Source organism: Caballeronia arvi, from assembly GCF_001544695.2.
GTDB lineage: Bacteria > Pseudomonadota > Gammaproteobacteria > Burkholderiales > Burkholderiaceae > Caballeronia > Caballeronia arvi.
Map to the genome: position 1 here is coordinate 95,896 of NZ_FCOM02000006.1, position 14,887 is coordinate 110,782.

At 61.3% G+C, this 14,887-nt stretch carries 16 protein-coding genes and 1 pseudogene; 7 read left to right on the forward strand and 10 right to left on the reverse strand.

All coding sequences use genetic code 11. From position 1 onward, the window contains the following. Positions 1-5: 5 nt before the first annotated feature. The 6 genes and pseudogenes from AWB74_RS09505 to AWB74_RS48185 form a co-directional block, all read right to left on the reverse strand. Positions 6-2,327 (reverse strand): putative bifunctional diguanylate cyclase/phosphodiesterase, encoded by a 2,322-nt coding sequence (locus AWB74_RS09505; RefSeq protein WP_061146511.1) that lies wholly within the window; start codon positions 2,325-2,327, stop codon positions 6-8. Positions 2,328-2,340: 13 nt separating this feature from the next. Further along, positions 2,341-2,946, reverse strand: coding sequence for a methylamine utilization protein (locus AWB74_RS09510; protein WP_061146512.1), 606 nt, complete (start codon positions 2,944-2,946; stop codon positions 2,341-2,343). Further along, positions 2,943-3,365, reverse strand: coding sequence for a group I truncated hemoglobin (locus AWB74_RS09515; RefSeq protein WP_061146513.1), 423 nt, complete (start codon positions 3,363-3,365; stop codon positions 2,943-2,945). The genes AWB74_RS09510 and AWB74_RS09515 overlap by 4 nt, the downstream gene beginning before the upstream one ends. Further along, positions 3,365-4,267: a DUF3034 family protein gene (locus tag AWB74_RS09520; protein ID WP_407642423.1), complete on the reverse strand. Its 903-nt coding sequence runs from the start codon at positions 4,265-4,267 to the stop codon at positions 3,365-3,367. Before AWB74_RS09520 ends, AWB74_RS09515 begins: the two co-directional genes overlap by 1 nt. 229 nt (positions 4,268-4,496) lie before the next feature. Continuing rightward, entirely contained in the window at positions 4,497-4,883 is a 387-nt protein-coding gene (locus AWB74_RS09525) for a hypothetical protein (protein WP_235024535.1), read from the reverse strand. A 6-nt stretch (positions 4,884-4,889) separates the two neighbouring features. Beyond that, positions 4,890-5,057: pseudogene (locus AWB74_RS48185) on the reverse strand (TetR/AcrR family transcriptional regulator); the annotation flags it as partial. 204 nt (positions 5,058-5,261) lie between these two features. On the opposite strand from AWB74_RS48185, the gene AWB74_RS09530 reads away from it, so the two are divergent. Then, on the forward strand, positions 5,262-6,155 hold the full coding sequence (locus tag AWB74_RS09530; RefSeq protein WP_061146516.1) for an NmrA family NAD(P)-binding protein: 894 nt from the start codon (positions 5,262-5,264) through the stop codon (positions 6,153-6,155). Between the two features lie 3 nt (positions 6,156-6,158). Here AWB74_RS09530 and AWB74_RS09535 read toward each other — a convergent pair whose 3' ends face one another. After that, the gene (locus AWB74_RS09535; protein ID WP_061146517.1) at positions 6,159-6,749 is read right to left on the reverse strand and encodes a hypothetical protein; all 591 of its coding nucleotides are present in this window, start codon (positions 6,747-6,749) and stop codon (positions 6,159-6,161) included. 128 nt (positions 6,750-6,877) lie between these two features. Next, entirely contained in the window at positions 6,878-7,312 is a 435-nt protein-coding gene (locus AWB74_RS09540) for a response regulator (RefSeq protein WP_087038920.1), read from the reverse strand. 190 nt (positions 7,313-7,502) lie between these two features. On the opposite strand from AWB74_RS09540, the gene AWB74_RS09545 reads away from it, so the two are divergent. Together AWB74_RS09545 and AWB74_RS09550 are read left to right on the forward strand one after the other, a co-directional pair. Beyond that, on the forward strand, positions 7,503-7,841 hold the full coding sequence (locus tag AWB74_RS09545; protein ID WP_061146679.1) for a hypothetical protein: 339 nt from the start codon (positions 7,503-7,505) through the stop codon (positions 7,839-7,841). 116 nt (positions 7,842-7,957) lie between these two features. Continuing rightward, positions 7,958-8,461 carry a hypothetical protein gene (locus AWB74_RS09550; RefSeq protein WP_061146519.1) on the forward strand — a complete coding sequence of 168 codons (504 nt, stop codon included), beginning with the start codon at positions 7,958-7,960 and terminating at the stop codon, positions 8,459-8,461. 87 nt (positions 8,462-8,548) lie between these two features. Here AWB74_RS09550 and AWB74_RS09555 read toward each other — a convergent pair whose 3' ends face one another. Next, positions 8,549-9,058, reverse strand: a complete 510-nt coding sequence (locus AWB74_RS09555; RefSeq protein WP_061146520.1) for an Lrp/AsnC family transcriptional regulator — start codon at positions 9,056-9,058, stop codon at positions 8,549-8,551. 163 nt (positions 9,059-9,221) lie between these two features. Between AWB74_RS09555 and AWB74_RS09560 the strand changes: the two genes are divergently transcribed. The 3 genes from AWB74_RS09560 to AWB74_RS09570 all read left to right on the forward strand — a co-directional run bounded on the left by AWB74_RS09560 (position 9,222) and on the right by AWB74_RS09570 (position 12,851). Further along, complete coding sequence (locus AWB74_RS09560; RefSeq protein WP_061146521.1) at positions 9,222-10,358, forward strand: branched-chain amino acid ABC transporter substrate-binding protein; 1,137 nt, start codon at positions 9,222-9,224, stop codon at positions 10,356-10,358. 64 nt (positions 10,359-10,422) lie between these two features. Beyond that, a complete protein-coding gene (locus AWB74_RS09565; protein ID WP_061146522.1) occupies positions 10,423-11,652 on the forward strand; it encodes a diaminopropionate ammonia-lyase in 1,230 nt (409 codons plus the stop codon). Positions 11,653-11,687: 35 nt separating this feature from the next. Beyond that, positions 11,688-12,851: a M20 aminoacylase family protein gene (locus AWB74_RS09570; protein WP_061146523.1), complete on the forward strand. Its 1,164-nt coding sequence runs from the start codon at positions 11,688-11,690 to the stop codon at positions 12,849-12,851. Positions 12,852-12,875: 24 nt separating this feature from the next. Here AWB74_RS09570 and AWB74_RS09575 read toward each other — a convergent pair whose 3' ends face one another. Further along, complete coding sequence (locus tag AWB74_RS09575) at positions 12,876-13,316, reverse strand: RDD family protein (RefSeq protein ID WP_061146524.1); 441 nt, start codon at positions 13,314-13,316, stop codon at positions 12,876-12,878. A gap of 259 nt (positions 13,317-13,575) precedes the next feature. On the opposite strand from AWB74_RS09575, the gene AWB74_RS09580 reads away from it, so the two are divergent. Then, positions 13,576-14,886: a hypothetical protein gene (locus AWB74_RS09580; protein ID WP_061146525.1), complete on the forward strand. Its 1,311-nt coding sequence runs from the start codon at positions 13,576-13,578 to the stop codon at positions 14,884-14,886. The last annotated feature ends 1 nt before the right edge of the window (position 14,887 follow it).

Sequence of the window (14,887 nt, forward strand, 5' to 3'; positions counted from 1 at the left end):
CGCGCTCAGGCCTCCTGCCCGCTCGTCACGCACCACTCGTCGAGCCACGCCTCCAGCTTCGCGGGCGGCAGCGGCCGGCTCAGATGAAAGCCCTGCGCGAGATCGCAGCGCAGCGCTTTCAGCCGCTCCAGCATCGCTTCGTTCTCGACGCCTTCCGCCACCACCTTCAGGCCCATGTTGTGTCCGAGATCGATGGTCGAGCGCACGATGGTCTCGTCGTCCTTGTGCTGCGCCATGCCCATCACGAACGATTTGTCGATCTTCAGTTCATCGACCGGCATGCGCTTCAGATACGAAAGCGACGAATAGCCCGTGCCGAAATCGTCGATGGACAGGCGAATGCCGAGCGCATGCAGCCGGTCGAGCGTGTCGATGGCGTGGTTCGGGTCGTCCATGATCGCGCTCTCGGTGATCTCGATCCAGATCCATTCGGGCGCGACGCCGTGCTTGTCGAGCAGGCTCTGGAAGGTTTCGGGCAGCGTCGACTGGATCAACTCGCGCGCCGATACGTTCACCGACACCGCCAGTTCGATGCCGCGCTCGCGCCACGCCGCGCACTGCGCGATGGCCTTGTCGGCGACCCAGCGGGAAATCGTCTTGATGTAGCCCGTCTGCTCCGCGAACGGAATGAACTGGTCGGGTGCGACGAAGCCGCGTGTCGGATGATCCCAGCGCACGAGCGCCTCGACATACTTCACGCGATGCGTCGCGAGATCCACCTTCGGCTGATAGTAGAGCGTCAGCTGATCGTGCTCGACGGCCTGCCGCAGCTCGCTCATCAGCGAGAGACGCTCGGCACTGTGCTCGTCGTGACGTTCGTCGTAGAGCGCAAAGCCGAGGTTCGAGCGCTTCGCCACGTACATCGCGATATCGGCGCGGCGCAAGAGCACGTTCATGTCCGTGCCGTTTTCCGGGAACGTGACGATGCCGATGCTCGCGCCCACGTCGACGAGCTGTCCTTCGATGGTGATCGGCTCTTCCAGCGCGTGCAGCATGCGTGACGCGAGCAGCTTCGCCGCCGGCAGATCGTCGCTCGGCAGAAGCACCGCGAATTCGTCGCCGCCCAGGCGCGCGACGGTATCGGCCTGCCGCGGCAGTGTCGCACGCAGACGCTTCGCCACTTCGCACAGCAGCATGTCGCCGATCGGATGCCCGAGCGTGTCGTTCACGTACTTGAAGCGGTCGAGGTCCATCATCATCACGGCAAGCGGGCGGTTGCCCGGCAGCGCGGCGGTGATCGCCTGCTGCAGGCGGTCGTTGAAGAGCGCGCGATTGGGCAGCCCCGTCAGCCGGTCCATGTACGCAAGCTCCGTGATGCGCCGCTCGCGCTCCGAGATGCCTTCCTGCATCTGATTGAACGCGCGCGCGAGCTGGCCGATCTCGTCGTTCTGGCGAATCGCGATGGGCTCCGCGTAATCGCCCTGCCCGATGCGCCGCGAGAACTGCGCGAGCGCCGCGATCGGGCGCGTGACCGAGCGCGCGGTCAGCACGCTGCCGACGATCGACACCAAAACGCCGAGCAGCGTGATGAGCAGGAGCGTGGATTGCAGGCGATGAAACGGCGCGAGCGCTTCGCTGAGCGAGCGCTCGAGCAGCACCGCGACCGAACGCCCTTCCGAATGCAGCCGCAGGATGCGCGTCGCGTAGCCGTCTTCGGCGAGTTGCGCGGGATCGCCGAGCGCGGCGCGCGCGTCTTGCGGCAGCGAGCTTGCGAGCACGCCCGGAGCGCCGCGATCGCCGATGGTGATGAACGACACGTCGAGCGACGTCAGCGAGCTCATTTCGCGCGCGAGCGCGTCGTCGATGGCGAAGCCCATCACGACCCACGCGATCGCGATCGGCGCCTTCACCGGCACCGCGACGAGCTGATACGCGCGCGCGCCGATCATGCCGAACGACGACGCATCGCCCTTCGTCGCGACGGTCCTGATGAGCTCGGGAAACGGAAACGCCATGCCCTCGCGGCCGACGCCGCCGCTGTCGGCGATCAGCTTGCCGTCGAGATCGACCAGCATCACGACATCCGCGTGAATGCGGTCGCCGTGATTCTGGAGCGCGGACGCGACGGTCTTGCCGTCGTGCGTCGCGACCGCCTGGCGAAAGCCGAAATCGGCGGCGACGACGCTCGCGCCCTGCGTCAGCCGTTCGCTGTTGCCATGCAAAACCTGCGCGAACACGCGCTCGGCCACCGACAGTTGCTCTTCCGCGTTGCGATGCGCGTTCTTCAGGATCACCGAGTTGATGACGACGAACGCCGCGGCCTGCGCGACGAGCATCAGAATCACGAAGACGAGCGCGATCCGCGCGCGCAGGCTGTGAAGGAGCATGGCGTCGGGCGTCCTATTCGGCGGGCCGCAGAGGCAGGGCGAACTTCGCCGTGACGTCGGCGGCGACGCTCAGCTTCTGCGTCGGTTGTGCGTTCGGATCGCGCTGGCGGAAATGCCACGCGATCAGCCTGTACGAATCGGCGGGCATGTTTTCGATGACCGCGGCGCCGCTCGCATCGGTTTTCGCGAACCATGGCGTATCGACGATCAGCAGATACGCGACCATCGAATCGTGAATGTTGCAGCCCATGACGACGAGGCCGGGCTTGTCGAACACGACCGGGTTCGCGGGCACGCCGTGATACAGGTTCAACTCGAAGCGCTTCGGCGGCGAGAACGAATAGACATCGTGCTCGAAGTTGTCCTTGTTCGGAAACGTCACCGACGCGCCCGTCTGCACGACGGACACCATCGGCACGAAGCGGCGCCTGATCTGATCGATGATGGCGCCGGCGGGCTTCGCAGCCGGCAGCTTGCCGCTCACGGGCAGCGCGTACACGATGGCGTCCTGCACAGGCGCGCCGGCGTCATCCACGATCTGCGCGCGGATCGTCGCGGCGTGCGCGCACGATGCCGTCAGCGCGCACGTCGTCAAAAGCATGGAGATGAGTTTGTTCATTCGCGGTCCTGCACCTCGCGGTACATCGGCGCGAGCTTCGCGAGCAGCTTGTTCTGCGCGTGAAACGGCACGCCGTTCTTGTCCATCGCGGACTGCAGATCCTCGACGAGCGCGTTGAACGCGGCCCGGTCGATGTTCTGGCCTGCGTGAGTGCGCTTCATGTCGCGGCCGGTGTAGACGCACGGGCCATCGAGCAGCACGCACAATTGTTCGACGAGCTTCTGCTTGATGCGTCTGACCGGCGCGTTGTCGAAATACGGCGCGGTGCGCGGATCGGAGAGCACGTTGTCGTACATGTCGTCGACGATTTTCGTCAGGCCTTCTTTCTCGCCGAACTGCTTGTAGAGCGCGTCGTCGGCGCGGGCATGGGCGCTGGCGAGCGCGAGGACCAACAAAGCGGCATGGCGCATCTTGATCATCAGAACCCCGCCTGCAAGGATACATAGAGGCCGCGCTGATTCTTGATCGTCGCGATATCGCCGAGCGCGACATACGCGGCCGTCAGCGAGACGTGCTTGTTCGGCGCCCACGCGACGAACGCGTCGTAAGCGTCCTGCTCGCGCGCGAACGAGAGGTTGTTCGGCTTCATCCGATATTCCCCGCCGATCGCAACGTTCTTCGACAACAGATACGCCACCGACGATTCGAACTCCGGGTGATACGCGTTCGATTTGTCGCCGCCGAAGCCGAGCAAGCCGAACTGGTTCGCCTTCGTGAAGCGCAGCGTGCCGTTGAGCAGCAGGCTTTGCGCGAGCAGCAGCTTGGTCGCCGAGAGATAGAAGTCCGTGCCCGAATTGCTCGCGGCGCCGATCGCTTTCACGATATCGCCCTGTTCGTTGTGCTTGAACTGCACGCCCGCCGCGATCTGCGGCAACCACGTGTCCTGATCGAGCACCGCATCGCCGACGAGGCGCACCTTCATCCCGAAGATGTTCTGGTTGAAGCGGAAGCCCTCGCCGAGACCGAGCTGTGCGCCGGCATCGCGCGTATCGAAACTCTGGCGCGCGAGCGAAAGCTCCACGCGATTCGCGACGCCGACCGTCAGGCCCCACGAGCCGAGCGCGTAGTCCTGCGTGTGGATGTATGTGCCGTGCACGTTCGCGCCCAACTGGCGCGCCGTGCCGTAACCGCCGATGACGGCCCACGGCGTCAGGCCGCCGCCAGCCGCGCCTTCGACTTCCGACACGCCGCCCGTCAGCAGCAGTTTCCCGCCGGTGAGCGGCACGGCGGGCGGATCGTCGGCCCGGGCGGCGGACGATAACGAAACGAGCGCGGCAGCCGCAGCGGCGAGGCCGGCGCGGCGCGATTTAGTGCGGGTCAATCGCATTGCGAGTGGCATTCGAACGGGTGGAAAAGATTCCCGCATGCCGCCGCGGGATGCCGCGTGCCGTACACGCGGCGAGCCGGGCGCCGGGAGCAGCGCGTACCGGATAGGCACGCGCCTTGTCATCCACGTGTAAACGGCGGCTGGCGCCCGGACTTGACGGCCGTTCGTGAGTATTTTGCGTGGGACGTTTTGAGCTGAAGACCGAACAGCCCGTTGGAATTCTTCAAGACAGCAAGTCGAGCACCCCCGTCAGGGCTCCATCGAGGATCTGCTTCGAGAGTCGACGGTCCGACACGGCCCGCGACAACGCCGCGGCGCCGACGCATGCGCTCAAAATGAACAGTGCATCGTTGCGTTTCGCTGCTGCGCGCTCGGCGGGCAACGCGCGCGAAATCAGGTCGACGATTTTCCTTACCTCGCTCGAAACGACTTCCCTTGCGGCATCGGAACTCCGTCCCATGTCATTAGCGAGGGCGGATAGGGGGCATGCTGTTTCTACATTGTCGCGATGAGATTCGGACAGATACGAGCGCATTGCCCGACGCGGAGAAACCGGAATGGCTGCCTCCCACGACTCGATGTCGTGCAAAGCGTGCTTGAACGCCTCCACGACGAGTTCGTCGCGCGACGCAAAGTGCTTGTAGAACCCTCCGACCGTGAGACCAGCTTCCTTCATCACGTCAGCGATGCTCACGCCATCGATTCCCCGCTCGCGAAAACGCTTCGCCGCGATATCTATGATGCGCTGATGCGTCTCCAATTTTTCGACTTGAGAGCGTCCCACGTTTCACCTCGGATTTGTATTGGTAAGCGAGTGTAATCCTCCATGTCACTGCGATTCATGCAGTTCTGACAATTATCACTTGTTTTTCCACCTAATTTTCTCCACAAAGATTATGCCTATAATCCTCATCAATGTGATCGAGCGCAGACATCGGACGCTCAAATCTGTGTATATGCACTCACATCATTCTCAAGGAGAAGCATCATGGAACAACGCAAGATTCTGGTTACGGCTGCCGCCGGAAAGACGGGCGTACACGTCGTCCAAAACCTTCTCGACAGAGGCCATTCCGTCCGCGCCCTCGTGCGCAAGGAAGACGAGCGCAGCGAGCCGCTGCGTCGCGCTGGCGCTGAAATCATGACGGGAGACCTGCTATCGCATGACGACGCAATACGTGCCGCCACGGACATGGATGCCGCCTATCTCTGTTTTCCCGTGCGTCCCGGCTTCATTCAGGCGACTGCTTATTTCGCCGATGCTGCGCGTCGGGCCGGCCTCGATGCGGTCGTCAACATGTCGCAGATATCGGCGCGGGAGAACGCAAGAAGTCACGCGGCCCGTGACCACTGGATCGCGGAGCGCGTCCTCGACTGGTCGGGCGTGCCGACTGTTCATATCCGGCCGACGTTCTTTTCGGAGTGGCTCGTATTTCCGTGGGTGCGCGATACGATCGTGCGCGACGGAGAGATTGCGCTGCCATTCGGCGATGGCAAACATGCGCCGATCGCCGCGGAAGATCAGGCACGATTCATCGCCGCGGTGCTCGCGAAGCCGGACGCTCACATCGGGAAGGCCTACGAGCTTTGTGGGCCGGCGCAGATGACTCAATCGGAGATCGCCGAGGTCATGAGCGAAGTGTTGAACCGGAAGATTGTGTACAACCCGGCGACGCTCGACGGATATCGGGAGCATTTGAGCCACTACGATCTGCCGGAATTTACGATTCAGCACTTTATCGAAGTGGCGGTCGACTATCAGAACGGCGTCTTTGAAGGAACCGATAGCGTTATCGAACAAGTGACCGGAAAAGCGCCGCAGACCGTCGAGGAATTCGTGAAGGTCAATCGGGAAGCTTTCGAACGAGGCCGTCGCGGCTGAGCATCACGCGCGGCGACGCTTCTTGTAAGTCACCGCGACCGGTGCGGCGGGAGTAGAAGGCTGCGCGTACGGCGCTTCGTCAGGACGTGACTCCTGTGCCGCCGCGAAGAGCGCATCGTCGAGCGCTTCTTCAAGCGCGGGTTCCGAGTCGCCGCCTGGTACGGAACGGCCTGCCGTGTCGTCACCCTCGCGGTGATCTGCTTCCGCGGTCAATGTTTCGGAGTTATGCGTCGAGCGTGAGAGCGCCCACTGCATCATGAGCTCTTGCGCCCTGGCAGAGGAACATGTGATGACCCCTCGAATGGCCTCCAGCTGCAGCGCATGGCGCGCCGAGAGTGTGTCCGCGTCGACGTGCTGGTCATCGGCCAGCATCAGCGCCGATATCCCCAGGGAATTGGCCTCGCCTGCCTCCAGCTTCGCGTTGATAACCACCAACTCGCGCCATTCATTGAATCCGCAACCGAAAGCCACGGCTTCAAGCGCCTGATTCAGACGCAACGCGTTCTTGCCGCCGGCAAGCTCCCGAAGAAGCCCCGCCTTTTCCTCCGCTGTCTCGGACGAAATCAAGTAGCGCGCCTTTGACTTGTCTTCCATACCGTCATCACCCTCCCAGCCAATTCTGCGGCTTTACAGTTTCGACGCTCTCCGCTGTTCCATCAAGAGAAACGACACAAGCCTCAACTGTAGTCCATTCTCGTTCTTGCGAAGCGAGCGGTGATGCATCAGTGCGCTTCTACGGCCTTCGAATCGCTGAAAGACAAATGGCGGAGAAAGGCGACAAGGCGCTCGGGCGACGCGCCTTTTCTGAAATATCCATCGAAAAGGGCGCTGTCGGGGCTTCGCGTAATGAAACCGTCATGCTTCGCGGTGTACGCGCAGATGAACGCGCCCGATGCCGCAGCGCTCTCACGAATCGCGCGAGCAGTATCGAATCCGTCGCGCTGAGGCATCATCAGGTCGAGCAAGATCACGTCCGGAACCCAGTGCCGGACGATCTCGAGCGCTTCGGCGCAGCCTCCGGCGACGCGCGTGTGAATCCCTTCCAACGATAAACATTCAGCGGTGGCAACCGCGGCGCCCCGATAGTCATCGACGATGAGCACCCGCGCTAAATGCTTAAGTGGCCGCTGGGTCCAGTTCCATTGCTCGGTCACCATCGAACCTCCCTGCGTCAAACGTTGCTTTTGAAGAGGCGATTATGCGAGTCCCTTTCCGCATTCCAGTGCCGGGCACCGCACATAAGAAGGCCAGTGGCCGTGCGGCCAGCCGGGACACGGCCTTTCGAGGTGAACTTATACTGGTACTCTCATGTCGAGGATGATGGGCTGCCAAGTACAGGAGGTCGCAATGGCGGAAGACACCGATGTGCCGGACAACGGCAATCGCGAACGCGTTTCTGAACCGTTGAAAGCCCTCGCAGAATTGCTGGAACGATCGCTCGACAGCGCGGCGAGCATCGTTATGATGCGGCATGCACCGGGCGTGTGCAGCGTGTACCTGGGCGACCCCTCTGGTCCGAGGGAAGAGCTTCGGAGAATAGGGAAAATCTCCACATCGTTGGCGGATGAGATGCTCGTATCGACGGCGTCGGGGGCGAATCGCATGGAAATCAACGGCCAGATCTACCGCTTTGTTCGCACGTTCACGCTCGTCGACGACATAGCGGCCGTGGTCTTTTCGACTTGATCTATTTTCCTTCGCTCCGACGACCACGAAATTCGTGACCGGGCGTTCGCCACCGAGCCTTCCGGCAGAGTTGGTACCATTGCGGTATCGAGTGAATAACGAACGGAAAGCACCTGATGGATATCTTTTACTACTCACACAACTTCGAACAGAACGTCAAGAACGGTCAGGTCGGTCTTATCGGTTCCAACAGTGGCAAGATTCGTGAGCTCGCCGAGCGGCTACCAAAGCGCTTGTGGATTTTCAAAACGCCCAAAGGGATGAAGGGCTCTGTGCAGTTGCTCGCATCGCTGCTGGTCAGCGATGAACCCAGGGTCGCAGTGAACACTGACTACCGTAACGTCATTCACTACGACCCGTTTTCGCCAGAGTCCGTCATGTTCACGGACGCCGGGACGCCAGCGCATATTCAGGAAACGTCCGCGTTTCTTCAATATCGATGGCACGCTGCGTTCAGCGCGGGGTTCAAGGGAGACGCCGGATTGCAGGCGATCGAGGCGAATGTCGTGCGAGGCCTCGAAGCGATGGTCGCAAACTGGGAGCGAGTGCAAATGCTCGAGACGGTCAAGGACCGGCAAAAGGTGCAGCCCATCAATCCGTTCGCGCAACCAGCGCGCTAGATCAAGTCGCGACGCCATCGACAGGTGCGTTCGGGGTGAAAGTCGGAGCAAGCCCGAACGTACGTAAAAGGGCAGCGAAAACTAGCCCTATCTCGTCAGGCCGACGGGCACATCGAGCGTTGCTTTGACCCGCTCCATCGCGACGAAAGTTCGAAAGCTCCGAACGTTGCCTTCCGCAAAGAACAGCGACCGCGTCAGGGCCGTGTACTCCGCCATGTCCCGCGTGCAAAAGATCAGGATGAAATCGACGTCGCCGGTCACGTAGTAACACTGCTGGATCTGCTCGCAGGCATCGAACCGCGCCTTCATCGCGTCGAGCAGCTCTATCGCTTCGCTTTCTGCGGACACGTGCGTGATGATCGTGACCCGCGAACCCAGCGCGTCCGGGTTCAGTACGCTGCGGTCCGCGGCGATCACGCCGACACTTCGAAGCCTCTGCAGCCGCCGCGCCACCGATGGCACCGACAGATTGACTTCCAGCCCGATCTCGCGATGAGGCGTCTGATTGTTCCGTTGCACGATCGCCAGAATCTGCAAATCGAAAGCGTCCAATTCGACATCTCGAAGATTCGTCGGCGTGCGGGGCTTGATCGGCATGAGAATTTTTCTCGAAAGAGAGGCGGAAAAGAATAAATATTAAACCCTCTCTCGCAATAAACTTTCCCTGTCAAGCGCTCGGACATCGGGTGCCGGACCGGCCGATCAAGGCCGACGAATTCCGACGATCATCCCTGACCGCTTCGCATTCCTACGGAAAATCATGAACATCAAGCATCTTTCCCGCACTCTGATGGCGGTCGCAGTTGGCGCTTATGCATCGGCAGCGTTGGCCGATGTCACGGTCAAGATCGGCCAGGTTTCGCCTCTGACTGGCGAACTCGCGCACATCGGAAAGGACGACGAGAATGGCGTGCGGCTCGCCATCGAAGATTTGAACAGCAAGAAGCTGAGCATCGGCGGCCAGATCGTGACCTTCGAACTGGACTCTCAGGATGACGCCGCCGATCCGAAGACCGCGGTGACGGTCGCCCAGAAACTCATCGACGACCACGTATCCGGCGTCGTGGGGCATGCCAACTCCGGTACATCCATTCCCGCCTCCAGGATCTACGCAGGCGCCGGTATTCCGATGATTACCGAATCCGCCACGAACCCTTTGCTGACCCAGCAAGGGCTCAAATCGGTATTCCGGATGGTCGCGAATGACGTTCGTCAGGGCTCGGTCATCGGAACGTACCTGGTTCGGGACCTGAAGGCGCCCAAGGTTGCAATCGTCGACGACCGTACGGCGTACGGTCAGGGTCTCGCCGACCAGATCGAAAAGGCAGTGAAGTCCGCGAACGGCACCGTAATCGCCCGCGAGTTCGGCACCGATAAGACGACCAACTGGATGGCCGTTCTCACGACCATCAAGAATCAGCGACCGGATGCCATAGCTTTCACGGGAGGCGATACGCAAGCCGCCGCCTTCGTTCAACAGATGCGCAGGCTCGGGATGAAGGTCAGGTTCATCGCTGGCGACGAAGCCTGCACGCCGCAGTTCATCACACTCGGCGGCTCGTCGATGAACGGCGACATGTACTGCACGCTCGCCGGCGTGCCGCCCTCGCAGATGCCGCACGGCCCGGCGTTCTTCAAGCGATTCGAACAGCGGTTCAAGACGCCGGTGCAGCTTTACGCGCCTCCCGCCTACGACGCGGTCATGACCATGGCCGCAGCCATGCAGGCAGCAAACTCGACCGACCCAAAGGTCTATTTGCCGAAATTGCAATCGATGAAGGTCGACGGTGTGACCGGCCCCATTCAGTTCGACGAAGCTGGCGACATTCGCAATGGCGCGATCACCGTTCGTCAGTTTGGCAATAATGTCTGGAACGACAAGTCGGTAGTCCGTTGACCGTGCGTACTTCGGCAAACCCTATTAAACAAGGCACGTCGAGTGCCTCCAGGAGCTTTTCTCGATGCTGACTGCAAACTCTCGCGCCACCCACTCGCCCTACCCCGACGAACTTCGCAGCATTTTGAGCATTCGATCCGCGGACGAAAGCGGCGCCTGGTTATCGAATTGGGACCAAATCTCCCCGTCAGCGACGCCGCTGTGGGATCTTCCGGACGCCGCGGAAGCGCTCGGCCTCGCACGCGTCAGCCTCAAGGATGAAGGTCTCCGCTCGCCGCTAGGCAGTTTCAAAGCGTTGGGCGCGCCCATCGCGCTGGTGCGGCTGATTCTTCGGCATTGGCACACGCACGGGCTGAATCCGGCCAGCGTGCTGCGCGGGGAATACGCTGAAATGCTTGCGAACCTGACCGTCATCAGCGCCACGGACGGTAATCACGGAAAGGCATTGGCGGCAGCCGCGCGGGACATCGGTTGCCAGTGCGTCATCGTCCTTCACGCCAACGTCAGCGTCGAGCGTGAAGAGGCCATCGCGTTCTATGGCGCAAGGATCATCCGCATCGCGGGAAGCTATGACGAGTCCGTGGAACATGCGGCTAACCTGGCAGCGGAAAATGGCTGGCATGTCGTCTCGGACACATCGTACGAAGGCTACGAAGCGATCCCTCGCGACGTCATGCAGGGATATGGCGTCATTGCCGCCGAAGCAATAAGTCAGCTCAACCGTTCCGCCGCTTCCCAACCGGTCACTCACGTGTTTCTGCAAGGGGGCGTCGGCGGTCTGGCGGCGGGCGTCGCAAGTTATATCTGGGAACATGCTGGACCGCGGCGGCCGCGATTCATCGTCGTCGAGCCTGAGCAGGCAGACTGCCTGTATCAGAGCGCAATCGTCGGCTACGCCACGAAAGCGACCGGTTCCGTCGATTCGGTCATGGCCGGCCTCGCGTGTGGCGAGACATCTCCGCTCGCCTGGAAAATCCTCGAGCGGTGTGTGGACCATTTCATGACCATAACCGATGACGACGCGGTCGCAGCAATGCGTTCGCTTGCGAAGGGCACGGACCGTGACGCACCTCTCGTCGTGGGTGAGTCAGGCGCCGCGGGCTTCGCGGGCCTGAGCGTGCTCATGCGCAATCCGGCTCTCGCCCGGCAAGTGGGCCTTGGTTCCGAGTCGCATGTGCTCGTCATCAACACTGAAGGCGCAACCGCGCCCGGCGTGTATGGAGACCTCGTCGGGGAATCGGCGGAAGCGGTTCTCGCGCGTCAGGGCGAATGGCAAAAGTCGCTCGAGCACTGACTCCCAACCGCCGACTCAACGTCAAGGACCGAAACATGGAAATGTCCCTGCAGGACAGCCTGAAGGACTGGCGTCATCAGTTCCACAAGAATCCCGAAACCGGCTTCGAAGAAATCCGGACATCGGACTTCGTTGCGAACATTTTGAAAACCCTCGGCCTCGAGGTTCATCGCAACATCGGCGGGACTGGCATGGTAGCCAACCTGCAGGTTGGCAGTGGGACGCGCGCAATCGGCCTTCGTGCCGAGATGGATGCGCTGAACATCACAGAAAATGCGCCCGGCCGACCCTACGCATCGTGCATTCCGGGAAAGATGCACGCGTGCGGTCACGACGGCCACATGGCGATGATTCTAGGCGCGGCTCGACTTCTCGCTGAGCGAAGAGACTTCGATGGTACGGTTCGCTTCATCTTCCAGCCGGCCGAAGAACACGGACGCGGGGCGAAAGCCATGATGCGGGACGGCTTGTTCGACCGTTTTCCCGTCGACGCCATTTTTGGCGCACACAACATGCCGGGCATGCCGGCGGGCAGCTTCGCAACGCGTCCGAACGGCATCATGGCCAGCGAAGACAACTTCGTCATTCATATCAAGGCAAAAGGGACACACGCGGCGCGCCCTCATATGGGCGTCGATCCTATCGTGATCGCTTCGCAGATCGTGCTCGCCTTGCAGACGATCATCTCGCGCAATCTGGACCCAAGCCTCTCCGCCGTCATTTCATGTACCGAGATACTCACGGACGGCCTTCGGAACGTCATTCCGTCGAACGTCATCATCAAGGGGGACACGCGCAGCTACGCGCCGGAAGTGCAGAGGCTATTGAACACGCGGATGAGAGAAGTCAGCGAAGGCATCTGCCGCACGCATGGCGTCGAGTGCGACTTCGAGTACACGCACGAGTTCGTCCCGACGGTCAACACGCCCGAATTCGTTGACGTCGCGGTGACGGCGGCATCGAACGTCGCCGGCGCGGAGAACGTGGATGCCAACGTTCAGCCGATGATGATATCGGAGGATTTCGGCGCATTTTTGCAGGCCGTACCGGGCAATTTCATTTTCATAGGCAACGGAACGGACGGTGCCGCAGGAGGCATTCCGCTCCATAACGCAAGTTACGATTTCAACGACGAAATCCTGTCGGTCGGCTCGCGATACTTTGCCGAGATCGCAAGACTGCAACTGCCTATGCGATGACCGGCGGCGCGGTTCGACCTCGACCTATGCGCGCGGCGCACTCGCGCTGCGCGTGTCTATGACGACCGTATTGGCGATACGGTCGTGCAGCGCTTGCTTGCGCGAAGTGAACAGAACCCAGAGAAATCCCGCTCCGCACGTCGCGAATGTGAGCAAGTAGCCTATGGTGCGCAGGACAGCTTGATTGACAGTCATACTCTGCCCGGTATCGGCATCCACGATCTGAAGCCGCAACGCGCGTTTCCCGGGAGTGGTCCCCCAAACCGCCCAGAAAATACCCGTGAGGATGATGGGAACGCATTGAGCCAACAGCAGCCACAGCACGGCGGACACCGCGAATGCATCCGGCGATAGCGGCATGGTCTCGGGCGATGGGCCGAGCGGCACGAAGAGGACGATGACCGTCCACCAGATCGAATCGAGAAACAAAGCGCGAGCGCGCTGCGAGTAAGTTGCGAAGTGCAATCGATCGTCCGTCCGGATAGCGTGGGCCTGCTGTGGTGCCGGCGCCGAGTATAGAGAATCGCAAGCAGATAAGCCTAAACCACGCACCGATGACCCCACGCGAAATTTGTCGGAACATTGTGAGGTCAAGTAAATCAAGGACGTGCGCGCCGCCCTTTCATCGCCCATTTACGCGTCGAATAGAGTGTGCAACCATCGCTTCCAGCCCGCGACCAGGCGAACCCAATGCGGCCCGAAATTCGTGCTCGAGGATTGGCATATGGACTGGAAGTTCTGGAAACCCGAGAAGCATCCTGGCGAACCGACAGCCAACTGGCCAGTCGACATCCACGCCGCCCTGCGACACCTCCTGGACCTGTACGAGCGCGCCGACGCCCTTCCCTTTTCAAGCTGGGCGGCTCCGGGCATCGAATTCTCGTCAGACGTTCGAGACATCGCCCAAACGGGTGCACGCGGTTACCAGCTCGCACTCTGGTTCTGGCTCTTTGCGGAGAAACACGGCGCCCTCGCGGCCCGAATGGCGCGCGAGAGTTTTTGCTTGCTCGCAGATGCCAGGCATCAAGGAAGCGGCGATTCCATCGATCAGCTTCTCGACCTCGAGAATCGCATCGCACATGTGTTCGAGACCATTTCCGCGGAACAACGCACGTTCAAACAGGAAGGATTGACCGTGCAGTTGCCGATGGAATATTTCCTCGCCTCTGCCTACTTCAGGCTCGCCCCGCATTCACCTTACGCAGCGGAGCACGCCTCGGACATGCAGGGCGACGACTACAAGGTGGCTGCCTGCTTCCGTCACGCGACCGAGCAGGCCCTGTCGGTATTTCGGCCGATGATTGAGGCCGTCGAATTCAACGCCACTTCACTGCCGAACTGGAAATGGAGCGCTCAGGCCGGTGCGGCCGAACGTCATTTGCGACGTCGATTCAACAATCCACTCTTTCCTTTGCACCGGCAGATGGTGACAGCTCACGATGTTCACGAAGCGCGTGTTGCCGACAATCGTGCTCTTCAGGATATCCGGCACGAACTCAACGACCTTGCTCGCGAGTTTTACTCGACCAACGACCTCCCGCTGAACTGGCGCCCGTTCCTGGACGATTTCCGCGAGCGACTGGATCTGCTGGAAGACCGCAGGGTCATCGTTGGCGGTGCAAACGACGGGCTCGGCGACGCAATTGCCGAAGTCCGGCGTAATGTTCTCGACGCGTGGCGCGGCGCCATCCAGAAGAACCGTCAGAGCCTCACCGCACTCGATCAGGAAGAAGCCCGAAGGACCGAACGCCGTGCGATGCTCATCGATTCCGACTGGACCGCTCAGCTCTTCAGTCAAGGCTCGCTGATACCGTCCGACGAGATCGTGCCCGCGCTGTTGAGCGAACCGCCCGGCGAGGTCGAAAGAGCCGTTACCTGCATGCAGGCCGACCCGCGTCTTCACGAGACCCTTGCCACCTGCCGCGTATCGGCGCGTCGGCTCGTGGAATCGCTCCGTGCTGCGGGTCATGACGTCCCGGATGTGAGCGAGAAGCTGCGCATCCTCGACGGCGCTCCCGGGCAAGTTCCTGCGTAGT